Source organism: Streptacidiphilus sp. EB103A, from assembly GCF_041261405.1.
Lineage (GTDB): Bacteria > Actinomycetota > Actinomycetes > Streptomycetales > Streptomycetaceae > Streptacidiphilus.
In genome coordinates, this window is record NZ_JBGCAQ010000004.1 from 152,096 (window position 1) to 174,677 (window position 22,582).

At 71.5% G+C, this 22,582-nt stretch carries 19 protein-coding genes; 12 read left to right on the top strand and 7 right to left on the bottom strand.

Features of this window, described 5'->3' with window-relative positions:
* The first annotated feature begins 8 nt into the window (after positions 1-8).
* Together ABH941_RS07910 and hydA are read left to right on the top strand one after the other, a co-directional pair.
* The gene (locus ABH941_RS07910; protein ID WP_370127896.1) at positions 9-392 is read left to right on the top strand and encodes a gamma-glutamylcyclotransferase; all 384 of its coding nucleotides are present in this window, start codon (positions 9-11) and stop codon (positions 390-392) included.
* Positions 393-433: 41 nt separating this feature from the next.
* Positions 434-1,846 carry a dihydropyrimidinase gene (gene hydA / locus ABH941_RS07915; protein ID WP_370127897.1) on the top strand — a complete coding sequence of 471 codons (1,413 nt, stop codon included), beginning with the start codon at positions 434-436 and terminating at the stop codon, positions 1,844-1,846.
* A 7-nt stretch (positions 1,847-1,853) separates the two neighbouring features.
* Here the strand turns inward: hydA and ABH941_RS07920 are convergent, their stop codons facing one another.
* The 4 genes from ABH941_RS07920 to ABH941_RS07935 form a co-directional block, all read right to left on the bottom strand.
* The gene (locus tag ABH941_RS07920) at positions 1,854-2,534 is read right to left on the bottom strand and encodes a response regulator (protein ID WP_370127898.1); all 681 of its coding nucleotides are present in this window, start codon (positions 2,532-2,534) and stop codon (positions 1,854-1,856) included.
* Positions 2,531-3,880 (bottom strand): sensor histidine kinase, encoded by a 1,350-nt coding sequence (locus ABH941_RS07925; RefSeq protein WP_370127899.1) that lies wholly within the window; start codon positions 3,878-3,880, stop codon positions 2,531-2,533. The genes ABH941_RS07920 and ABH941_RS07925 overlap by 4 nt, the downstream gene beginning before the upstream one ends.
* A 102-nt stretch (positions 3,881-3,982) precedes the next feature.
* Positions 3,983-4,834, bottom strand: coding sequence for an ABC transporter permease (locus tag ABH941_RS07930; protein WP_370127900.1), 852 nt, complete (start codon positions 4,832-4,834; stop codon positions 3,983-3,985).
* Positions 4,831-5,766 carry an ABC transporter ATP-binding protein gene (locus ABH941_RS07935; RefSeq protein ID WP_370127901.1) on the bottom strand — a complete coding sequence of 312 codons (936 nt, stop codon included), beginning with the start codon at positions 5,764-5,766 and terminating at the stop codon, positions 4,831-4,833. Before ABH941_RS07935 ends, ABH941_RS07930 begins: the two co-directional genes overlap by 4 nt.
* Positions 5,767-6,157: 391 nt before the next feature.
* Between ABH941_RS07935 and ABH941_RS07940 the strand changes: the two genes are divergently transcribed.
* Positions 6,158-8,755 carry a SpoIIE family protein phosphatase gene (locus ABH941_RS07940; RefSeq protein ID WP_370127903.1) on the top strand — a complete coding sequence of 866 codons (2,598 nt, stop codon included), beginning with the start codon at positions 6,158-6,160 and terminating at the stop codon, positions 8,753-8,755.
* Positions 8,756-8,867: 112 nt separating this feature from the next.
* The gene (locus tag ABH941_RS07945) at positions 8,868-9,887 is read left to right on the top strand and encodes an LLM class flavin-dependent oxidoreductase (protein ID WP_370127904.1); all 1,020 of its coding nucleotides are present in this window, start codon (positions 8,868-8,870) and stop codon (positions 9,885-9,887) included.
* Positions 9,888-9,890: 3 nt separating this feature from the next.
* Here ABH941_RS07945 and ABH941_RS07950 read toward each other — a convergent pair whose 3' ends face one another.
* Entirely contained in the window at positions 9,891-10,748 is an 858-nt protein-coding gene (locus tag ABH941_RS07950) for a chitosanase (protein ID WP_370127905.1), read from the bottom strand.
* Positions 10,749-10,963: 215 nt separating this feature from the next.
* On the opposite strand from ABH941_RS07950, the gene ABH941_RS07955 reads away from it, so the two are divergent.
* From ABH941_RS07955 to ABH941_RS07990, 8 genes are all read left to right on the top strand, one after another.
* Complete coding sequence (locus tag ABH941_RS07955) at positions 10,964-12,169, top strand: hypothetical protein (RefSeq protein WP_370127906.1); 1,206 nt, start codon at positions 10,964-10,966, stop codon at positions 12,167-12,169.
* 244 nt (positions 12,170-12,413) lie between these two features.
* Positions 12,414-13,679 carry a hypothetical protein gene (locus ABH941_RS07960; RefSeq protein WP_370127907.1) on the top strand — a complete coding sequence of 422 codons (1,266 nt, stop codon included), beginning with the start codon at positions 12,414-12,416 and terminating at the stop codon, positions 13,677-13,679.
* Positions 13,676-15,382, top strand: coding sequence for an MFS transporter (locus ABH941_RS07965; protein WP_370127908.1), 1,707 nt, complete (start codon positions 13,676-13,678; stop codon positions 15,380-15,382). The genes ABH941_RS07960 and ABH941_RS07965 overlap by 4 nt, the downstream gene beginning before the upstream one ends.
* Positions 15,383-15,553: 171 nt before the next feature.
* Positions 15,554-16,720: a sensor histidine kinase gene (locus ABH941_RS07970; RefSeq protein ID WP_370127909.1), complete on the top strand. Its 1,167-nt coding sequence runs from the start codon at positions 15,554-15,556 to the stop codon at positions 16,718-16,720.
* Positions 16,717-17,118: a roadblock/LC7 domain-containing protein gene (locus tag ABH941_RS07975; protein ID WP_370127910.1), complete on the top strand. Its 402-nt coding sequence runs from the start codon at positions 16,717-16,719 to the stop codon at positions 17,116-17,118. The genes ABH941_RS07970 and ABH941_RS07975 overlap by 4 nt, the downstream gene beginning before the upstream one ends.
* On the top strand, positions 17,115-17,492 hold the full coding sequence (locus ABH941_RS07980; RefSeq protein ID WP_134007734.1) for a DUF742 domain-containing protein: 378 nt from the start codon (positions 17,115-17,117) through the stop codon (positions 17,490-17,492). The genes ABH941_RS07975 and ABH941_RS07980 overlap by 4 nt, the downstream gene beginning before the upstream one ends.
* Positions 17,493-17,538: 46 nt before the next feature.
* Positions 17,539-18,114, top strand: a complete 576-nt coding sequence (locus tag ABH941_RS07985) for an ATP/GTP-binding protein (RefSeq protein ID WP_370128146.1) — start codon at positions 17,539-17,541, stop codon at positions 18,112-18,114.
* Positions 18,115-18,519: 405 nt separating this feature from the next.
* Positions 18,520-20,034, top strand: coding sequence for a sialidase family protein (locus ABH941_RS07990; RefSeq protein ID WP_370127911.1), 1,515 nt, complete (start codon positions 18,520-18,522; stop codon positions 20,032-20,034).
* 94 nt (positions 20,035-20,128) lie between these two features.
* Here ABH941_RS07990 and ABH941_RS07995 read toward each other — a convergent pair whose 3' ends face one another.
* Together ABH941_RS07995 and ABH941_RS08000 are read right to left on the bottom strand one after the other, a co-directional pair.
* Positions 20,129-20,941 (bottom strand): C1 family peptidase, encoded by an 813-nt coding sequence (locus tag ABH941_RS07995; protein ID WP_370127912.1) that lies wholly within the window; start codon positions 20,939-20,941, stop codon positions 20,129-20,131.
* A gap of 287 nt (positions 20,942-21,228) precedes the next feature.
* Positions 21,229-22,434, bottom strand: a complete 1,206-nt coding sequence (locus tag ABH941_RS08000) for a YncE family protein (RefSeq protein WP_370127913.1) — start codon at positions 22,432-22,434, stop codon at positions 21,229-21,231.
* Between the last annotated feature and the right edge of the window lie 148 nt (positions 22,435-22,582).

Sequence of the window (22,582 nt, forward strand, 5' to 3'; positions counted from 1 at the left end):
CCTACAACGTGACCCTCCTGAAGATGTTCGTCAACGGCCAGGCGATGTCCGGCGGCAGCCTCAACCACGCCCTGCACGGCGCCCGCCCGCTCGGCCCGGCCCGCACCGCCCCGGCCTACCGGTTCTTCTCCGTACGCGACGAGTTCCCCGGGCTGCACCCGGTCGCCGACGGCGGCGCCGCCATCGTCGGCGAGGTGTACGAGGTGAGCTACGAGGTCCTGCGGGACCGGCTGCTGCCTGAGGAGCCGTCCGAGCTGGAGCTGGGCGTCATCACGCTCGACGACGGATCCGGGTCCTTCTCGATGCGGATGCGCGCCTCGGCGCTGACCGCGCCCGGCGTCGTCGACATCACCGCCCACGGCGGCTGGCACGCCTACCTGGCCGCTCTCTGACACGACCTCACCCGCCCGTCGTCGACCTGCTGGAGGTACCCATGTCCCCTACCGAACCCATCGACCTCGTGGTGCGAGGCGGCACCGTGGTCAACGCCGACTGGCAGGGCGTCGCGGACGTCCTGGTCGGGGGCGGGCGGGTGCTGGGGGTGGTGGAACCGGGCTCGTACCGCTCCGCGCGGGCGAGCGGCGCCACCGAGATCGACGCCTCGGGACGGCTGGTGCTGCCCGGCGGCGTGGACCCGCACTGCCATGTCGGCTTCACCTCGGGAGACTTCACCTCGCTCGACGACTACCGGCAGGCCACCACCGCCGCCGTCTTCGGCGGCACGACCACGATCGTCGACTTCGCGATCCCGCGCCCCGGCCAGAATCCGGCCGACGTCGCCGCCGTCCAGCGCGCCAAGGCGGAGCAGGGACTGTGCGACAGCGCGCTGCACGCCTGTGTGGTCCAGTGGGACGACACCGTGCCGGAGCAGCTGCGGTCGCTGACCGCCGACGGCATCGTCACGGTGAAGATGTTCACCACGTACCGCGGCGAGACCATGGCGGACGAGAGGACCATCCTCAGGGTGATGACGACGCTGCGGGACCTGGGCGGGATGGTGGTCGTCCACTGCGAGGCCGACCACATCATCTCCGACGTCCAGGAGCGCGGCGAGGCGGCGGGAGAGATCAGCGCCGGCCACCACGCCGGCACCAGGCCCGAGCTGGCCGAGAACGCCTCGGTCGCGGAGATCCTCGCCATCGCCGAATCCGTGGACGCCCCGGTGTACTTCGTGCACCAGTCCACCCCCGAGGCCGTCGACCTGGTGGCCCGGGCCCGCGGCAGAGGGGTGCGGGCCTTCACCGAGACCGTCGCCCACCACCTCGTCCTGGACGACACCGCGTACGCGGGGCCGCATCCGGAGCGTTTCGTGTGCTGCCCCCCGCTGCGCGCCGCCGACACGGTCGCCGGGCTGCGCTCGCGGGTGCTGATGGGTCAGGTCGCCACCATCGGCAGCGACCACTGCTGCTACGACACGGCCCAGAAGGAGTCGGTGAGCCACGACGTGCGGGCCATGCCCAACGGCCTGCCGGGGGTGGAGACCCGGATGCCGGTGGTCTTCAGCGAACTGGTCGTCCGGGGCGGGCTGCCGGTCGGCCGCTTCGTCGAGCTGATGTGCGCGAACCCGGCCAGACTCAACGGCCTGTACCCGCGCAAGGGCGTCATCGCACCCGGCTCGGACGCGGACCTGGTGGTCTGGGATCCCACCGCCACCCGGGAGATCCGCAGCACCGCCCTGCACATGGCCACCGACTACACCCCGTACGAGGGCAGGCGGGTCACCGGCTGGCCGGAGACCGTCGTGGTCGGCGGCCGACCCGTCGTCAGCTCCGGCCGCCTGACGGACCCCGAGCCCCGCGGCCGCCATCTGCGCTCGGGCCCGCTGAGCCGGTCCCTGGTCGTCTGAGTGCTCCTCACTCGCGCGGCGGCCGGTCGGCCCGGACCAGACCGGCCTCATAGGCGATGATCACGGCGTGCACCCGGTCGCGGGCACCGGTCTTGGCCAGCACCCGGCTCACATGGGTCTTGATCGTCGATTCGGACAGCACCAGCCGCCGGGCGATCTCGGTGTTGGTCAGGCCCTCCGCCACGGCCTGCAGGACCTCGCGCTCGCGCTCGGTCAGGCCGGCCACCCGCGGATCGTTCGGGCCGTCGGCGCCCTCGGGGTCGGGGACGTGCTCCAGGAAGGTGTCCAGCAGGCGCCGGGTCAGCGCCGGGGCGACCACGGCGTCCCCCAGGGCGACGGCGCGGATGCCGGCCAGGAGCTCCTCCGGCAGGGCGTCCTTGAGCAGGAAGCCGCCGGCCCCGGCGCGGAGCGCGCCGTACGCGTAGGCGTCCAGGTCGAAGGTGGTCAGCACCAGCACCTTGGAGCGGCTGCCGGAGGCGACGATCCGCCGGGTGGCCTCGATGCCGTCCATCCCGGGCATCCGGATGTCCATGAGCACCACGTCGGGGCGCAGCTCCGCGGCCATGCGCACGGCCTCGGCGCCGTGGGCGGCCTGCCCTACGACGCTGGTGTCGGGGTTGTTCTCCAGCAGCATCTTGAAGCCGAGCCGCTGCAGCGGCTGGTCGTCGACGATGAGCACGGTGGTCAAGGCCGGTCCTCTTCCGTTGCTGGATTCGGTGAAGACTGAGGTGCGGGCTTGCGGTCGAGCGGCAGGACGGCGTGGACCAGCCAGCCGCCGTCGCCGGTCGGGCCGATGCCGACGGTCCCGCCGGCGAGGGCGACGCGCTCCTGGATGCCGACCAACCCCTGCCCCTCTTGGTCGGTGTCCGCCAGTGCGCCGCCGGGTTGCGCGGGCGCGCCGTCCGGGCGGCCGGTGTCCTGGACGCGTACGTCGACCTGCTGGTCGCCGACGCGCAGCACGACCTGCACGCCGGTCGCGGGCCCGGCGTGTTTGAGGCTGTTGGTCAGTGCTTCCTGGACGATGCGGTAGACGGTGAGCTGGATCCCGGGCGGCAGGGCGTCGAGGTCGCCGGCGGTGCGGTGCGAGATCCGCGGCCCGGCCGCCTGGATCCGCTCCAGCAGCGGGGCCAGGTCGGCGAGTCCGGGCTGCGGGGCCAGTTCGTCGGCGGCCAGCGGCTGACCAGCGCTCTCGCTCAGGGCGCTCAGGGTGCGGCGCAGTTCGCTCAGCGCCTGCCGGGCCGTGCCGGCGATGACCGGCAGCACCTCGGCGCCGCGGGCGGGGTCGTTGGCCGCCGCGGCGCCCGCTCCGTCCGCGAGACCGATGATGACGGCCAGGTTGTGGCCGATGATGTCGTGCATCTCGCGGGAGACGCGGGAGCGTTCGGCGAGGGTCGCCAGCTGCACCCGCTGCTCGCGTTCCACCTCCAGCCGGTGCGCCCGGTCGGCCAGCGCGCCGAGCTGGGCCCGGCGCACCCGCACCACCAGGGCCAGGGCCGCGGCGGCGACCGAGGTGGCGCAGAGGAAGAACAGGCTGTACAGCGGCTGCTGCTCGAAGGGCTTCACCCGGAACGCGGACACCGTCAGGCCCGCGAACAGGAACGGCGCGGGCCAGAACAGCCGGTCCAGCCGTTCGTAGCGGGCCAGCGAGTAGATCGCGATCAGCAGGCCGCCGACGCTGCGATGCGACTCGCCCCACCACGCCCACTGCACCACGCAGGCGGCCAGGACCACCCCCAGTACCGCCATCGGCGCGCGCCGCCGCCAGACCAGCGGCACCGACTGGCCGAGCACGGTCAGCACCAGCAGCGCGGTCGGCGTTTCCACCACCGCTTGGCCCCCGCTGTGGTCCGAGGCGACCAGGCCGGCCGTGAGCAGCAGAACGGCGAGGACCGTGTCCAGCAGCAGCGGCCTGCGCCGGACGCTCTGGCGCAGCCGACGGCCCCGGCGCACCGCCCGCCGGGCCAGCGGGCTGCCCCACATCTCCTCGAACTCGGGAGGGAACACCTCCCGCGACGGCGGGCTGCCAACGCTCACGATCTCGACACCTGCTCCTCCGGGTTCCCGTCCTTCACCTGCGCCAAGGGCCCCACGGCCACTCTAGGGCGGCCATGGGGACCCGGCGTGCTGCGCGAGCGCCTACGCGTCGGAGCGCTTCAGCCGCCAGGCGGCTCCGGCGAGCGCCAGGGCCACCCATCCGGCGAAGACCGCGAGGCCCGCGCCGGGGCTGAGCGTGTTGCTCGCCTGGTGCAGCGCGTAGATCGAGCCGCCCGCGTTGCCGGGCAGGTAGGGGCTGATGTCGTTGCCCAGGCTGCTGGGCAGCAGCCCGGTCAGCACGCCCAGCAGCATCATCACGGCCACCAGCAGCCCGATCCCGCCGGCCACCGAGCGCACCAGCGCGCCCAGGGCCACCCCCAGCACGCCGACCAGCGCCAGGAAGACGCCGGCCCCCAGCAGACTGCGCACCACGCCGGACGAGGACACGCTGAGTGCGATCGCGTCGCCGCTGAGGAAGTGCTCCCCGGCCAGGAAGGAGGCGAAGGCGCCGACGGTGGCGACGGCCAGGGCCACCACGCCGAAGACGGCGGCCTTGGACCAGAGCACCGGGAGCCGCTTGGGGACGGCGGCCAGGGTGGACCGGATCATCCCGGTCGAGTACTCGCCGCCGGAAATCAGCACCCCGAGTACGCCGATGGCCAGCTGGGCGAAGCCGATCCCGCCCAGGGCGACGCCGACCGCGTCCTTGGCGTCCGCGCCGGGTCCCCGTCCGGTCCCGGACGGGGAGTAGTTGCTCGCCCCCAGGAGGCCGGCGGCGACCAGGAGGAACACGGCCACGCCCAGGGTGATCCAGGTGGAGCGCAGCGACCAGGTCTTGGCCCACTCGGCCCGCAGCACCCGCGGACCGGTGACCTTGTAGCCCGGACGGGGTCGGGACGGACGGGACGTATCCGGGCTGCCGGGCGTTGCCGGGTCTGCGGTCAGGGTGCTCATGCGGCGCTCCTCACGGGTGCGGGTGCGGTGGAGCCGTGGTACTCGACGGAGTCCTCGGTCATGGCCATGAACGCCTCCTCCAGGGAGACTGCCTGCTCGGTCAGCTCGTAGACGGGAAGCCCGTGCTCGAAGGCCGCCGCGCCGATCTGACGCGCGGTCAGTCCGGAGACGGAGAGCTCCTCGGAGCCCGGGGCGCCGCTGACCTCCACTCCGGGTCCCGCCAGCAGGTCCCGCAGGCGGGACGCCTCAGAGGTGCGGACCTTGACGCTCTGTCCGCCGGCGTCCTGGATGAACTGCTCGACCGTGGTGTCGGCCAGCAGCTTGCCGCGTCCCACCACGACCAGGTTCGTGGCGGTCTGCGCCATCTCGCTCATCAGGTGGGAGGAGACGAAGACGGTGCGCCCCTCCGCGGCCAGCCCGGTCAGCAGCTTGCGGATCCACAGCACGCCCTCCGGGTCCAGGCCGTTGACCGGCTCGTCCAGCATCACCGTCTGCGGGTCGCCCAGCAGCGCCGCCGCGATGCCGAGCCGCTGGCCCATGCCGAGTGAGAAGGCCCCGGCGCGCTTGCGGGCGACCTGGGTCAGCCCGGTGAGCTCGATGACCTCCTCGACCCGGCGGCGCGGGATGCCGTGGGTGAGGGCGAGGGCGTTCAGGTGGTTGAAGGCGGAACGGCCCGGGTGGATGGACTTGGCCTCCAGCAGGACGCCCACCTCCTGCAGCGGGGCGGTGTGCCGGTCGTAGCGGCGGCCGTTGACCTGGGCCGAGCCGCTGCTCGGCGCGTCCAGGCCGACGATCAGGCGCATGGTGGTGGACTTCCCGGCGCCGTTGGGGCCGAGGAAGCCGGTGACCACGCCGGGCCGCACGGTGAAGTCCAGGCCGTCGACGGCGGTCTTCTCGCCGTACCGCTTGACCAGCTGATGAATCTCGATCATGGATGCGTCCTCGGGTTCCGGTGCGGAGGCCGTCTGTCGACGGTGCCGCCGACGGTCCTGCCGTCGGCCACATCCCCACCGTAGGTTCGGGCCGGGGCCCGACCACCGGTACCGCGGGCGGAACCGCGCCCGGCGGGCGGTACCCCGGTACCGCGCCGCCTCAGCCGCAAGGGGGAGCCTCGACCGCGCCGTGTGAGAGGCATTGGCGGGGCGGGGTGGGCGAGTGCAGGATGGGAGGAGGCGTGAGGCAGCCGTGGCGCTCGCGCAGCGAAGGGACAGGGCGGTTGTGCTCCGACGGCCAGGCAGCAGCGGGCGGGCGGGCCGCCATGCCGCGACGCGCGGGCGAAGACACAAGCTGTCCGCGCGGATCCTCGTCGCCCTGCTGTCGATCATGGCGGTGACCAGCGCGATCGGCTTCGGCCTGCTCGCCCTGGCACAGCGCGCCCAGCTGGACCGCGACTACGAGCAGCGGGCCGCCTCGATCGCCCGGACCGCCGCCTCCGATCCGCCGATCCGCCGTGCCATGGCGGCCGGCGAGCCGCCGGGCCCCGGCAGCGTCGTCCAGACCGAGGCCCAGCGCATCGCCACCGCCGCCGGCGCCTCCTATGTCGTGGTGATCGACCTGAAGCAGGTCCGCCACTCCCACCCGAACACCGCCCTGATCGGCCAACCGGTCGAAGAGCCGATCGCCGTGCTGGACGGAAAGGCGCACGTGGGCATCGACAGCGGCGCGACCGGCCGCTCGGCCAACGGCAAGGTCCCGCTGTACGGGCCCGACAACCGCCTGGTCGGCGAGGTCTCGGCCGGCATCCCGGTGGCCGGGCCCGGTGGCGAGCTGCTGCGCGAGCTGCCGACCTTCGGGCTCTACGCGGGCGTCACCCTGGCGCTCGGCGCGGTCGCCTCCCTCCTGCTCGCCCGCCGCCTGAAGCGGAGCACCTTCGGCCTGGAGCTGGACGAGATCGCCGGGCTGCTCCAGGACCGCGACGCGATGCTGCACGGTATCCGCGAGGGCGTGGTCTGTTTCGACGCGCAGGGCCGGATCACCGTGGTCAACGGCGAGGCCCAGCGGCTGCTCGGCCTGGACGGCGAGGTCGAGGGGCGGACCCTGGTCGAGCTGGGTGTGGAGCGCGCCGCGACCGAGCTGCTGACCCCCGGACGCGTGGTCACCGACGAGGTGGTCACGGTCGGCGACCGCCTGCTGGCGGTGAACAACTGGCCGACCGACCGCGACGGCGGCCCTCCCGGCAGCGTGGCCACCCTGCGTGACTCGACCGAGCTGCGGCTGCTCTCGGCCAAGGCCGAGGCGACCCGCAGGCGGCTCAAGATCCTCTACGACGCCACCGGAGCGGTCGGCAGCACCCTGAACGTCACCCGCACCGCCGAGGAACTGGCCCAGGTGTCCGTCCCGCACTTCGCCGACTTCGTCACGGTCGACCTGGTCGACAGCGTGCTGCGCGGCGAGGAGCCGCAGCCCGACGGGGCGGTGGTGATGTGCCGGGTCGCCGTCCACGGCATCAGCGAGGGCCGGGTCCCCTTCTTCCCGTGCGGCACCATCTTCGAGATGGTCCCCACCACGCCGCAGGCGTGGGCCTTCGGCCACGGACAACCGGTGCTCGAGCCGGACCTGACCGCCACCACGGAGTGGATGGCCCAGGACCCGGCGCGGGCCGAGGCGGCCCTCGACGCCGGGATCCATTCCCGGATCGCGGTCCCGCTGGGGGCCCGCGGGGTCCTGCTCGGCATGGTCACCTTCTACCGCTCGGAGGAGCCCGGGCCCTTCGAGGACGAGGACCTCTCCCTGGCCGAGGAACTCGTGGCCCGGGCGGCGGTGTCCATCGACAACGCCCGGCGCTACACCCGCGAGCACGCCATGGCCGTGGCCCTGCAGCACAGTCTGCTGCCGCGCGGGCTGCCCGAGCAGAACGCCCTGGACCTCGCCTACCGGTACCTGCCGGCCCAGTCCGGGGTCGGCGGCGACTGGTTCGACGTCATCCCGCTGTCGGGGGCCCGCGTCGCGCTGACCGTCGGCGACGTCGTCGGTCACGGCCTGCACGCCGCCGCCACCATGGGCCGGCTACGGACCGCGGTGCACAACTTCAGCGCCCTGGACCTGCCCCCCGACGAGCTGCTGTGGCACCTCGACGACCTGGTCGCCCGCCTCGACCAGGAGTCGGCGGCCACCGGCGGCGCGACCGCGATCACCGGCGTCACCTGCCTGTACGCCATCTACGACCCGACCACCCGGCTCTGCACCATGGCCAGCGCCGCCCATCCCCCGCCCGCGGTCGTCCACCCCGACGGCCGGGTGGAGTTCGCGGACGTGCCCCCCGGACCGCCGCTGGGCCTGGTCTCCTCGCTCCCCTTCGAGATCCTGCAGCTCGAACTGGAAGAGGACAGTCAACTGGTGCTCTACACCGACGGGTTGATCGAGGACCGGCACCGCGACGTCGACGAGAGCATGGCGCTGCTGCGCGACGCGCTGGGCGGCGATGCGCCGGGCGGCGGCCGACGGCCCCCGGAGGAGACCTGCGCGACCGTGCTCGACGCCCTGCTGCCGTCCCACCCCACCGACGACGTGGCCCTGCTCGTCGCCCGCACCCACGCACTGGCAGGGGACCGGATCGCCGAATGGGACGTGGAACCCGACCCCGAGGCCGTCGCGGGCATCCGGGCCCTGGTCGTCGCGCAACTGGAGCGCTGGCACCTGGACGAGGAGGCGTTCGCCACCGAACTCATCCTCAGCGAGCTGGTCACCAACGCGATCCGCTACGGCGCCGCCCCCGTCCACGTACGCCTGCTCCGGGACCGCACCCTGATCTGCGAGGTCTCCGACGCCAGCAGCACCTCCCCCCACCTCCGCCACGCGGCCACCACCGACGAGGGCGGCCGCGGCCTCTTCCTCGTCGCCCAGCTGGCCGAACGCTGGGGCACCCGCTACCTCCCCGCGGGCAAGGTCATCTGGGCCGAACAGACCATCCGTTCGGTGTAGCGGGACGGGGCTGCGACGACCCGTCGGATGATCGTCTCCGCCGTCTGCGTGGCAGAATCGGTTCCGTCGTGGTGGACCGCGGAGCACGCTGCGGGCGATCGAGGAGAACCCTGTGCCGCTGACCTCGGAACCGTTGCGGAAGCTCGGCTTTCTGACCATCGGTCTGTTCGACGGGGACGACCCCGGCGCGGGCCACGAGTCGACGCTGCAGATCATCCAGCTGGGCGAGCGGCTGGGCTTCGACAGCGCGTGGGTGCGCCATCGCCATCTGCAGTACGGCATCTCCTCCCCCGTCGCCGTCCTGGCGGCGGCCTCGCAGCGCACCAGCCGGATCGAACTCGGCACCGCCGTCATCCCGCTGGGGTGGGAGAACCCGCTGCGGCTGGCCGAGGACCTGGCGACGGTCGACATCCTGTCGGGGGGCCGCCTCAACCCCGGTCTCAGCGTCGGTCCGCCGATGCACTACGACCAGGTGCGCGGCGCGCTGTACCCCGGCACCGCCGAGGTCGAGGACTTCAGCTACGACCGGATGCGGCGGCTGCTGGACTGCGTGCGCGGCGAGCCGGTCACCGACTTCAGCGGCGTCGAGGGCTTCGAGGTGTTCTCCGACCGCGTCCAGCCGCACTCCCCCGGCCTGGCCCGGCGCATGTGGTACGGCGGCGCGAGTACGCGGTCCGCGCAGTGGGCCGGTGAGCACGGGATGAACTTCCTGACCAGCAGCGTGGTCAAGGCGGAGGAGTCGGAGGACTTCGCCGCGATCCAGCTGTCGCACGTCCGGACGTTCCGCGCGCACCACCCGGACGGCGACCGGGCCCGGGTCTCGCAGGGGCTGGTGGTCATCCCCGTCGACTCCGCCTCGGCGGAGCAGCGGGCGAAGTACGAGGCGTTCGCCGCCAAGCGGAGCGCGCGGACCGCCGTACCGCAGGGGCCGGCGCGGCTGTTGTTCGCGCCGGACCTCGTCGGCACCTCCGCGGAGATCGCCGAACGGCTCTACGCCCACGCCGCGTTCCGCGAGATCGACGAGGTCGCCTTCGCGCTGCCGTTCACCTTCGAGCACGAGGACTACGTCCAGATCCTCACCGACATCGCCACCCGCCTCGGCCCCGCCCTCGGCTGGCACCCCACCGCCTGAGGGTCAGTTCTTGATGGTGTAGCTGTCGCCGTAGGTCTTCCAGGTGAGCGGGGGGTTGAGGTCGAGGTTGCCGGCCTTGAGGAAGACGCGCTGTTCGGTGTCGACGCGGCTGGTGTCGTCGTGGGCCGCCTCGGTGAGCATGGCGGCCTTGCGGGCGTCGAGGAAGGCGTTCAGGTAGGTGGCCTCGTCGCCGCCCTGGGCGGGGGTCCTGGCCTTCTGCATGGCGGCCTTGCGGATGCCGCCGAAGCTGGTGGGGTCGTCCCCGGGGCCGTGCATCACGATGGCGTCGTAGTAGATGAACTGCCCCAGTGCGCGCAGTCCGTCGGCCTCGGCCTGCTGGACGGCGGGGTCGAAGTAGACCCGGTCGCGTTCGTTGTTCTGCGCGGTCTGGAAGACGGTGTCCTTGGCGGCGGTCTTCCAGGCGTTGACGAAGGCGGTGCCCAGGCCGCTGTGCGAGGCGGTGCCGTTGACCTTCTTCAGCGCGGGCAGGTACTTGGCAAGGACGTTGCCCGGTTCGGCGGCGGTGTAGGCCTGGACGAGTTCGAGCATGTCGCCGGTGCCCGAGCAGAACCCGATGATGCCCGCGGTGTAGCCGCGGCCGTCACCGATGTCCTCGATGTACTGGTACTGCGCCTTCCAGTCGAGCGAGGAGTTCTCCGCGCTGGAGACGAGCTCCATCGCGATCTCCTTCTTGTGCGCGTCGGTGAGGTTCACTCCGCCGGCGGCCGCGACCCTGGTGGTGGTCGAGGCCATGGCCTGGACGCCCACGAAGGTGAGCGCTCCGGCGGCGCTCAGGGCGGTGGCGGCGAGGAGCGTCCGCCGGCCGAGGCGCTGGGAACGCCGGTGCTGGGACTGCGTCATGAGCGGTCTCCTGAGATCAGAACCAAGTTAGGAAGGTTTCCTAACTTGGCTGATCCTGCCGTTCTGAACCGGTCCCGTCAAACCCCTCGCCCACAGCCCGTACAGGCTTGTGGTCGCGCTAAGGCCCCCTTAAGAAAGAGGCCGGCAAGAGGGAATTCATCGTTATCCTGCACAAAGCAGGCAACTCCGCCGACGCGCCCGTCGTCCTTGCAGACATGGCGAACATTGCGATCCAGGCGGACCCCGAACCCGGCGCCGGCGTGCGGTACCGGTGGGTGCTGGTCGGATGGGCGCTGCTGTGGTTCCTGGTGGACCTTCCCGGGGGCGGGTACTCCTGGCACTACTTCGCCCACGGAAGCGCCCTGCTGTTCGACGGCTCGGCGGCCTCGCCGCCGGGCGGGATGCATCTCTACGCCAACTACCCCGACCTGCAGATCGGCCCGGTGGCCATCGTCTGCGCCCAGCTGCTGCGGATGATCGGCCCCTCGAACGGGGTGGTCGCCGGGCAGGTGGTGATGTCGGTCTGCGGGCTGCTGGTCCTGTACCTGCTGGAGCGCTCCGCGGTCCTGCTCCACCCGGACCTGGCGCGCAGGCCGCAGGCACTGCGGCGCACCGTGGTGCTGGCCGGCGGGGTCTTTCTGGTCCTGTGGGAGTCCCTCGCGGTGCACTACGGGCACCTCGACGATGTGCTGGCGCTGCTCTTCGCCGCTCTCGCCGTGCGCGCCCTGGCCGCGGACTCGCCGGCGCTGACCGGCCTGTGCCTCGGGCTGGCCGTCGACTCCAAGCCCTGGGCCCTGGTCTTCCTGCCGCTGGTCCTGGTCGCGGGCCGGAGCCGGTGCCGCTATGCGGCCGTCTACGCCGTCGCCACCGTGCTGCTGGCGTGGCTGCCCTTTGTGCTCGCCGACTTCGGCACCCTGGGCGCCGCCCAGTACGCCATCGTCAACGAACCCTCCTCCGCCCTCCGGGCGCTGGGTGTCGCCACGCCCGGGACGCCGTCCTGGGACCGGACCGCCCAGCTGGTCCTGGGCTGCGCGCTCGGACTGCTGGCGGTGGCGCGGCGCCGGTGGCCCGCGGTGCTGCTGCTGGGCATCGGTGCGCGGATCGTGCTGGACCCCGGCGTCTACGACTACTACACGACCGGAATTCTCTTCGGCGCTTTGTGCTGGGAACTGCTCGGCCTCCGGCGGCCGGTACCCTACTGGTCGCTCGCCTCCTTCGCCGCCCTCTACCTGGCACCGCGGATCACCGGCGACGCGGCGCTGCTGGGGAATCTGCGCCTGTGGCTGGTGCTGGCGCTGGCCGCCGGGGTACTGCTGATGCCGCAGCGCTGGTGCGCCGAGCTCCGGGCTCCCGAGCCCGCGCGGCCGGGATTCGAGGGGCTGCGTGCGGAGCCGGGCGGGCGACTGTCTACATTCATGTAGACGTCATAACCAAATTCAAGATCCCGTCACATGTTGGACCACTAGATTGCTCGCGGCGAGCACCCTCTCCCGCTGAGCTGAGCCGCACCCGCCCCTTCAAGCATTCGGAGCAGAGCCACCCGTGGTGACCATCAGCAGAGAGCAGGGCGCGGTCACAGCGGCCCGCCCCGGGACACCGCCCGGTCCCCCTCCACCTCGGACTCCCGCTCCTGACCCCTGGTACCTCCGCGTCCTGGCGAGTCCCGTGCGCGCGGTCTCGGTGTCCGTGCTGGGCGTGCTGCTGATGGCGCTGGTGGGGGCGAGCGCGCCGAACGACCACACGGTCGCGGTTCGACTGCCGCTCTCCGTCCTGCCGCCGCTGTCGGGGAGTACCTCCACGCTGGTGATGTGTTGCGCGATAGCCGCGCAGGCGCTGGGGCTGCTGGGCATGCTCGCCGCGATGCGCCGCGGCTGGCGACCCGGCGTGCCGCGGCTGTTCGCGGCCGGCGCCGCTGCCGTGGCGCTCTGCAGTTCCCTGACTCCCATCGGCTCCGCCGATATCGCGAGCTATGCCGCTTACGGCCGCACAGCCGCCCTCGGCGGCGACCCCTATCGCCTGAGCCCGGCCGATCTGGGCGGCGGCTACGCGCAGCTGGTCAGTCCCAGCTGGCTGCACGCTCCCTCCGTCTACGGGCCGCTGGCGACCTGGATCCAGCAGGCGGCTGCGGCGGTCGGCGGCGACCGGCCCTGGCTGACGATATGGCTGCTGATGCTCGCCAACGCGGCCGCGTTCCTGGTCACCGGCCTGTTGCTGGTGCGGGTGGCCAGGGACGGAAGCCGCGCCGCCCTGCTGTGGGTGGCCAATCCGGTCCTGATCGGGCAACTGGTCGCCGGCGGTCATCTGGACACCTTCGTGGCCCTGCTCGCCGCAGCCGCTCTGGTCGTCAGCAGGCGGGCGGATGCCTGGTACCGGGACGCGACCGTCGGCGTGCTCCTCGGGCTGGCCTGTTGTCTCAAGGTCAGCACCGGTCTGGTCGTCGCGGGGGTGGTCTTCGCGCTGCTGCGGGAGCACGCCTGGGCACGGGCGCTCCGCCTGTCCGCCGCGGCCGCTCTCACCGTGGTGGCGCTCTATGCCGGTTACGGTCTCCACGCCCTCGCCCCGCTGGGGGCGGCCGCCCATCTGGTGTCCGTCCCCTCACTCTGGCAGGCCGTGCAACAGCTCGGCAACTCCACCGTGGGCGGGGCCGTGACGGCCGCGGTCATCGGCGTGGCATGGCCGGTGGTGACGGTCGTGGTCGCCCGGCGAATCCAGCCCCGGCTACCCCGGGCGACACCCCTCGTGGTGGGGATCCCGTTCGTCCTGACGCTGGCATGGGTTCTGGCCGCTCCGTGGTCCATGCCCTGGTACTCCGCGGTCAGCTGGCTCTGCGCCGCGGTACTGCCCCGCAACGCGCTGGTCGGGTGGCTGCTGGCGGCCACGACGTTTCTCGCTCTGATGCACAACACCGGTGGACGGGGATGGGCCTGGTGACAAGTCCCCTTGTCGGTGTAGCCACCATCCCCGGCCCCCGCCGGCCGTACGCCGTCGCGGCGCTCACTCCGGCGCCCGGGTCGGTCGGCCGAGGACCGGCTCGCTCCCGGCGGTGGGCGTGGCTGCGCCATCCGGTCGTGGCGGCTGTGCTGCTGGCGGCAACGGTCCAGGCCGGATGGGCGCTCTGGCTGGCGACCAACGGCGGCGACATGGCCGCCCAGTACGCCTGGGAGCAGTTCGCCGCGGCCCACCCGGGGTCGGCCTACGATCTCGCCTGGTACGGCGGGATGCACCCGGCCTCCTACAGCGTGATCACCCCCTATCTGATGGCCTTTCTGGGGGTGCGCGCCACCGGGGTGATAGCCGGGACGCTCGCGGCGGCGCTGCTCGCCCGGCTGCTGATGCGCTCCGCGGTCCCCCGCCCGCTCCTGCCCGCCCTGTGCGGCGCGGCGGCGCTGGCCTGCAACACGGCATCCGGGCGGATCACCTTCGCGGTCGGCACCCTCGTCGCCCTCGCCGCGGTCCTGACCGTGTACGAGACCCGCGGGGCGCCCGGACCGCGGGCCGCGGTCGCCGGCCTGCTCGGCGTCGTCGCGACCCTGGCCAGCCCGGTGGACGGCCTGTTCCTGCTGGCCATCGCCCCGGCGCTGTTCCTGACCGGAAGACGCGCGGCCGCCGCCGTCCTGGCCGCCGGACCACCCCTGGTGGTGGGGGCCACGGCGCTGCTCTTCCCCTTCTACGGCGTGCAGCCCTACATCCTGCTGCAGCTCGCCCTGGTGCTGGCCACCACCCTGCCGCTGGCGCTGCTGGCACCGGCGTCCTGGCGGGCGGTGCGAATAGGGGCCTCGACCTACGCGCTCGGCAATCTGTTCACCGTCCTGATCCCCTCCCCGATCGGCAGCAACGTGGAGCGGCTCGCGCTGCTCTTCGGAGCGACCCTGCTGCTGGCCGCGGCGCGGGCGGCAGACGGGCGCCGGGCCCGCTCACTGTGGATCGCCTTCGGGATCGCCCTGTCCTGGCAGACCATCCAGCCGCTGACGGACATCGCCGTCTCCGCGCCCGCCGCCGGATGGACGCAGTACGCCAAACCCCTGGCCGCCGAACTGACCAAGCTCGGGGCCGGGCAGGGCCGCGTCGAGGTCGTGGGAACGGCATCGCACGTCGAGGCGTCAAGCCTGGCGTCCACCGTGGAGCTGGCCCGGGGCTGGAACCGACAGGCGGACCTCACCCGCAACCCGCTCTTCTACAACGGCACCCTCGACGACGCCAACTACCATGCCTGGCTCCGGAACTGGGCCGTGGACTACGTCGTGCTCCCCGACACCGCATTTTACGACTACGCCTCGACGGCCGAGAGCCGCATCGTCGCCTCCGGGCAGCCGTGGCTCGATCCGGTGTGGAGCGATGCGCACTGGAAGGTCTACCGGGTCGCGGACGCGCTTCCGCTCGCCGACGCCCCGGCCACCGTGGTCGACGCGGGCCAGGTCTCACTGACGCTCCAGATGTCCGCACCGGGGACCGTGCTCGTGCGGATCGCCTGGTCGCCCTGGCTGACCGTGCTCGGCACCGGGACAGGATGCCTCACCGCCGACGGCGCCTGGACCAGACTGACCGTACGGACCCCGGGCATCCTGCACATCGGCACCGCCTACGCCCTCCCCCGGGGCACCCCGTGCTCCAAGGCCGCCACGACCGACGGCTGAGGGTCAACTGGCTTGGCCCGCCCGGGATAAGACAGTTCCTCAAATCGGAGCCGTCCGGTCCGTTGCTTGATCGGGCGATGATACGATCACCTCGCTTGCGGGGCGGGACGGATCCACCCTGCTGTGGCGGGGATTCAGCAGTCGGCCGTCTGTCGCCTGATAGAGAGTCTTATGACGGAATACACAGAGAACCCAGTACTTTGGGGTCTTGTCGTGCTCCTGCTCATCGCAATCGCCCTGATCGTCCGCCAACGCAAGGCGGCCGTGGCGTTGCGGCAGGAGTCCGACGGGCTCAGGGAGTACTACTCCAATCTGGAGCATCACTACACACAGTCCGTCGCGGCGGCCCAGGAACAGGCCGAGGAAGCGACGAAGACCGTGCTGAAGTCCGCGATGCGGACGCTGCAGGGTCTGGCTGCCGAGCAGCAGTTGATCCTCTCGCGGCTGCAGAGCAAGTACGGCGAGTCGGTCCTCCTGCAGGACCTGCTGGAGATCGACCACACCAACTCGCAGTTCGGCCGGCGCGCGCAGTCCATCGCCGTGCTGTGCGACGGCTGGCTGGGCCGGCAGCGTGACATCGCCTCGGTCTACGACGTGGTCCGCAGCGCGCAGGGCCGGGTGCGGCACTTCCGGCGGGTGGAGATCCTCTCCCAGGTGGACTTCGGCGTCTCCAGCCGGGCCGTCGAGCCGGTCGCGCTGGCCCTGGCCGAGCTGCTCGACAACGCCACCAGCTACTCCAGCCCGGACACCGTCGTCGAGATCAACATTCGGACGGTGCCCAAGGGCGTGGTCATCGTCGTGGACGACGCCGGCGTCGGCATGAACGACGAGGAGCGCGCCCGCGCGGAGAGGCTGCTCAACAGCGAGCGGGTCTCGGGTGTCGCGGGGCTCGGCAATCCACCGCAGTTCGGCCTGGCCGTGATCGGCGTGCTCTGCGAGCGCTTCGGCTTCGAGGTGTCGGTGGACTCCACCTCCCCCTATGGCGGGGTGCGCGCGGTGGTGCTGCTGCCGCACGAACTGCTCAGCAGCATGCCCGAGAAGAAGGTGCCTGCCCCAGCCATGTCCACATCGGTACCGGCACCGGATGAGCCCGAGCCCGCACTGAACGCCCCCCTGACTGCCGACGGACTGCCCTTGCGACGGCGCAAACGGCCGATGACGATCGTGCAGGGGGCGGCGCCCGCCCCGCTCGGCTCGGCCCGCACCGGTGCCGAGACCGCAGCCATCATGGGTGCCTTCCAGCGGGGCACACGGTCCGGCCGGGCCACGCGTCCGGACGACGCGGACCAGACGAGCGGCACACGTGCTGCCAGCAGTGAAGGGCAGGAGTTCTCGTGAACGACGATCTGTCATGGATGCTCGACAGCGCCCTGGAGATCCCCGGAGCCCTGCACGCGGTTCTGATCTCCGCGGACGGTCTGCTGATGGCCCGGACGAAGGACTTCGACCGGGACGACGCGGACCGGGTCGCCGCCGGGATGAGCGGTGTGCAGTCGCTCAGCCGCTCGCTCGCCTTCTTCTGCGAGGACACCGGCCAGCGGTGGCGGCAGACGCTGGTCGAGTTCGACGGCGGCTGGGTGTTCCTGATCTCCGCCGGTGAGGGCGCGTACCTCGGCGTCTCCGCTTCCCCGGACGTCGACATGCAGGACATCAGCTTCCGGATGCAGCAGCTCGTCGGCCAGTTGGGCAAGGTCCTGGCGGCGCCGCCGCGCGAGAACCTCGGGGCCCGCTCATGAGGGATTCCGAGGACTGGGACCTCGAGGCGCCGGAGTTAGTGCGACCGTACGTCATCACCAAGGGGCGCAGGCTGCCCGACGACGACAAGCTCTCACTGATCACGCTCGTGACGGCGGCGCTCGAACAGGGACAGCGCCCTTCGCGGCTGTCGCCCGAGGAGCACCGGCTGCTCGACATCTGCTCCGCCGGCTACCTCTCGGTCGCCGAGGTCGCGGGGCACACCCGGCTGCCGCTGGGTGTGGTGAGGATCGTGCTGGCATCGCTGACCGAATCCGGCTATCTGCTCACCCGGCCGCCGGTGGCCCGCGCCCGCCTTGCCGACAAGGAGCTCCTGGAGGAGGTGCTCAATGGTCTCCGGACCAAGTTTGGGTGAAGGACTGCGTTTGGGTGAACGGCCGAGCCTCGGCGAACGTCCTGCCCTGGACGAGCGGGACTACGTCCAGGGCGGGGCGACGCAGACGGCTGTGAAAATCCTCGTCGTCGGACACTTCGCCGTGGGCAAGACCACGTTCATCGGTTCGATCTCGGAGATCCAACCGCTGTCCACCGAGGAGACGATGACGCGGGCCGCAGAGGCGGTGGACGACCTCAAGGGGGTCCGGGGGAAGACCACCACCACCGTCGCCATGGACTTCGGCCGTCTGACCATCAGCGACCGGGTGGTGCTCTACCTCTTCGGCACGCCCGGCCAGTTGCGGTTCGTGGAGATGTGGGAGGACATGGCCCGCGGCGCTCTCGGCGCACTGGTCCTGGTCGACCCCGAACGGCTCGCCGACTCCTTCGCCGTGATCGACCTCATCGAGCAGTACGGCCTCGACTACGCGATCGCCGTCAACCACTTCGACGGCAGCCCGGAGCGCGCCGAGGCGTCGCTGCGGGAGGCGCTCGACCTCCTCGACGACACCCCCGTCGTCACCTGCGACGCGCGCGACGAGAAGTCGTCGGCCGCCGCCCTGACCACCCTCGTCAGCTATCTGCTGTCCCGTGCCGGCTAGGAACCTACTGAAGATCTTGGGAGGGGGCTGTCCGGTTGCGGGCCGGGCGGTCCCCTTTTGTTATGCGGTGGCCGTGGTAATCGTCCGGGCCGACAGCCCCGCGCCTATCACACAGACGCTCAAAGTTCCCCCTGAAGGACATATCCCACACGTATTCGATCGCTCACGGATCCTGACTGCCCAACGCGTCGGCGACTCACACCAGCAACGCCCTGCACCTGCCTATTGACATGAATCACACAAGGGCGGGACAGTAGCGCCGTCCTTACGCACGTCCGCACGATGTTCGGTTCTGCCGGGCTTCGCCCGCCCCCTCGGCGGACGTGCAAGGGGTCTGTTCTGTCGCGCCCCTCCCCGAGTGGACCGATGTCCGGACGTGCCCGAATCCCGGAAGGGGAACGGTTCATGTCCTTGGCATCACTGGTCCTGCGCCTGGTCAGACCCGGCGTGGTGACGGCGGCGCTCGCCGCCGCCGCGCTGGCCTTCACGACCGGAACCGCCACCGCGGCTCCGGCGCTCACCCAGATCAGCTCCGACCCCTACACCAACACCACCAGCCAGCACGCCACCGAGGTCGAGCCGGACACCTTCGCCTACGGCTCCACCGTCGTCTCCGCGTTCCAGGTCGGGCGGTTCACCGACGGCGGCAGCTCCAACATCGGCTTCGCCATCTCCACTGACAGCGGCGCCACTTGGACCCACGGATATCTGCCCGGCATCACCACCCAGGCGGGCGGCAGCTACGCCCGGGCCAGCGACCCCTCGGTGGCCTACGACGCCAAGCACAACGTCTGGCTGATCTCCAGCATCCCGATCACCGCGTCGGTCAGCGTGCCCGCCGTCTTCACCAGCCGCTCCACCGACGGGGGCCACACCTGGAGCAACCCGGTCACCACCGCGACCGGCTCCAGCCTCGACAAGAACTGGATCGTCTGCGACAACACCGCGACCAGTGCGTTCTACGGCAACTGCTACACGGAGTACGACAACAACGGCAACGGCGACCGCATCGAGATGACCACCTCCTCCGACGGCGGTCTCACCTGGGGCGCCTCGAAGACCACCGCCAACAACGCCACCGGCCTCGGCGGCCAGCCCGTGGTGCAGCCCAGCGGCACCGTGGTGGTCCCGATCTCCAACGCCTCGGAGACCTCGATCCGGGCCTTCACCTCCACCAACGGCGGCAGCAGTTGGACCAGCGCCACCACCGTGACCACCATCAGCACGTACACCGTGCACGGCTCGCTGCGCAGCGGACCCCTGCCCTCGGCCGAGATCGACGCGGCCGGCAAGGTCTATGTGGTCTGGCAGGACTGCCGCTTCCGCACCAGCGGGGGCTCCTGCACCTCCAATGACATCGTGATGTCGACGAGCACCAACGGGACCAGCTGGTCGACCGTGGTCCGCATCCCGATCGACGCGACCACCAGCACCGTCGACCACTTCATCCCCGGCCTCGCGGTCGACCCGGCGACCTCCGGCAGCACCGCGCACCTGGCGCTGACGTACTACTACCACCCGGTCGCCAACTGCACCGCCAGCAGCTGTCAGTTGGACGTCGGGTACGTCTCCTCCACCAACGGCGGCAGCACCTGGACCACGGCGACCCAGCTGGCCGGGCCGATGAGCCACTCCTGGCTGCCGAGCACCACGCAGGGCACCATGGTCGGCGACTACATCTCGACCTCCTTCTCCGCCGGAACCGCGCACCCGGTCTTCGCCGTGGCCACCGCCCCGGTCGGTTCGGTCTTCAACGAGGCGATGTACACCCCGACTTCGGGGCTCGCCGCAGCGGCCGGCACCGCGGCCGTGACACCCGCCACCTTCGCGCAGAACATCGCCTCGGCCCGCCTGGCCGCGATCGCCTACGCGCAGTGGCTGGCAGCCGGCGGCACGTCAGGGAGCGAGGACAGCCCCTGAGCTGACCTGACCTGACCCGACCTGCCTGCCTGCCTGCCGGGTCAGCACTGCCTGCGCCCCCGGAGCTCCGGGGGCGCAGGCACGTCCGGCGTGATCAGGCGACCAGGCGGATGGTCCAGAAGTCGGAAGAGAGCCCCGCCTCCGTCAGATACGCGTAGGGCAGGGTGAAGTAGCCGCTCTGGCCCCACCCGGTGCCCCAGGAGTTGCGGACGATGAAGCGCTGCAGGTCGTCGTCGTAGCCCACCGCGAGCACCGCGTGCCCGCCGAGGACCTGTTCGCCGGCGGCGGGCAGCTGGGCCTCGCCGGTCTTGGCGACGTCCGCGCCCTCGAAACCGGAGTAGACGGTGAAGCCGAAGGCGAAGGGGTAGCCGTCGGACAGACAGCCCTTGAACTGGTTCAGGTCCCGGGTCACCCGCCGGTACACCGTCGCGGTCCACTGCCGGGCGTCCTTGTAGCAGCTGTCGGACGGCTTCTCCCCCGCCGGGGCGCCGGGCGGGAAGGGCCCGCCGTCGGTGACCGCCGGGGTGTCGTCGTAGGGCCACTCGGTCTCGGGGCAGACGCCCAGCGTCGCCACGCTCTTGATGCCATCGCGGATCTGCGCCCCGGAGTCGCTGCCCGCGTGACCCTCCATCAGCCGCTCGTTGTAGTAGATGAACAGGCGCGAGGGCGTCCACACGGGCAGCTGCTGCCGCATCAGTTCGAACTCGAACGCGCCGGCCAGCGCGTTCGCGGTGCAGCTCCCGATCCGGCCCTGGTCGTAGACCGGCGGAAGGCTGCCCCGCAGGTCCACCTTGGGCGGCGGGTTCACCAACGCCAGCCGCGGCGCGGCGTAGACGTGGTCGCGGGCGTCCGGCAGGTCGGGGACCCAGCCGTAACGGGAGACCTTGCGCGGGGTGGGACTGGTCATGGTGTTCCTCCCTGGGTTCGGCAACTACTCTATGCGATCGACTGATCACTCTGTGCCGATATTGTCAATTGCCGGGGCCGATGTCCATGCGCGGATCGCGTCCGCCAACTCCCCTACGCCGTGCTCCTTGAGGACGCTGTAGTGGTCGCCGGTGAGCGGCACCACGCGGGGCGGGGCCGCACCGCGCCCAGGCCGCCGCCGCCTACCGGAGCGGCCTGGTCCAGCCGGGAGCCGCTCCCCCGCCCCGACCCGGCCAGGCCGCCTCCGGACAGACCGGCCCGTGACGATCAGCCGGCCGCGGGGGAAAGATCGCCGACCAGGGAGGCAGCGATCCTCCCGGTGCGCTCGCGCTGGGGGAAGGCGCCGACGGTGACGCGGGCGACCTCCTTCGCGGTGGCGTAGTCGATCACCGAGACCTGGTTGAGCTTGCTCAGCGAGACAAAGCAGAGCGTGCCGTCCGCGCTGCTGCTGGCCCAGTACGGCAGGCTGCCGGTGGGGTAGGTGACAGTGCCCCTGGTGCTGTAGTCGGCGGTGTTGACGATGGCGGCGTAGTCGTCGATGGTGCCGGAGTCGCAGACGGCGGACCCGTCTCCGGAGACGGCGAGGCCGTGGTGGGCGGAGTTCTTCGGGTAGTCGTCCGGCTTCAGGGCCGCGCCCGCCGTGCTGAACGGCATGGTCACCGTCTTGACGATTTGGCTGCTGGAAAGGTCGTACTGGACGAAGCCGTTGAGGTAGGAGAGGTCGGTGTACATGGTCCTGCCGTCCGGCATGACGACATTGGGCCGGATGCCGTGCGGGAAGGTCCAGGTCTGCACGGTCTTGAGGGTCTGCGCGTCGACCTTGGTGAGCCGGAAGGAGCCCTTGGCCCACTCCAGGGCCTGGGGCAGCGAGACGACGCCGATGCTGGAGTTGTAGATGTACTTGCCGTCGGCCGAGTAGTCGTTCTGGTGCGGATAGGTGCCGGTGGCGAAGGTCCCGGCCACCGAGCCGTCGGCGGTGTTCAGCACCTCGGCCTCGTCGGCGGTGGTCGCGGAGACGACATAGCGGGTGCCGTCCGGGGAGAGTGCGGCGTGGTCGGCGTGGAAGCCGGCCAGCCTGGTCCGCCACAGCTGGGCGCCGGTGGCGACGTCGTACGCGGCCACGTCGTCCAGGGTGCCGCGGGAGACGTAGAGGGTGCGGCCGTCGGGTGAGAGCGACGCGTCGTCGACCCAGCGGATGCCGCCCTCCACCGAGGTCACCGTCTCGTACCCGGCCCACTGGATCGGGTCCATGGCGGCGATGCGCTGCTGCGCGTCGGCGGTGACATTGATCGAGCCGAGATTGGCGAAGGTGTGCGCGTCGACGAAACTGACAGTGCCCGCCTGGCTGTTGCCGACGACCAGGACGTCGCGCAGCCCGTCGGCGGCTGTCGCCCCGGTGGCGGGCCCAGCGATCGTCCCGGCGAACAGTACCGCTGCGAGCGCGCATAAGCGGGTGGTGCGACGTGTTCCCATGACTTGCCTCCTGCTGTCCCTGTATGGCATGTCCACACTTCTTACCGAAGGGTAAGTAGTGCGGCGCAAGGGGCCAAGAGGCGTGCACCGCCAATTCGGCCCGCGTCCGCCCGGGATGGTCCCCGGCGGACGCGGGCCGTGAACCGCT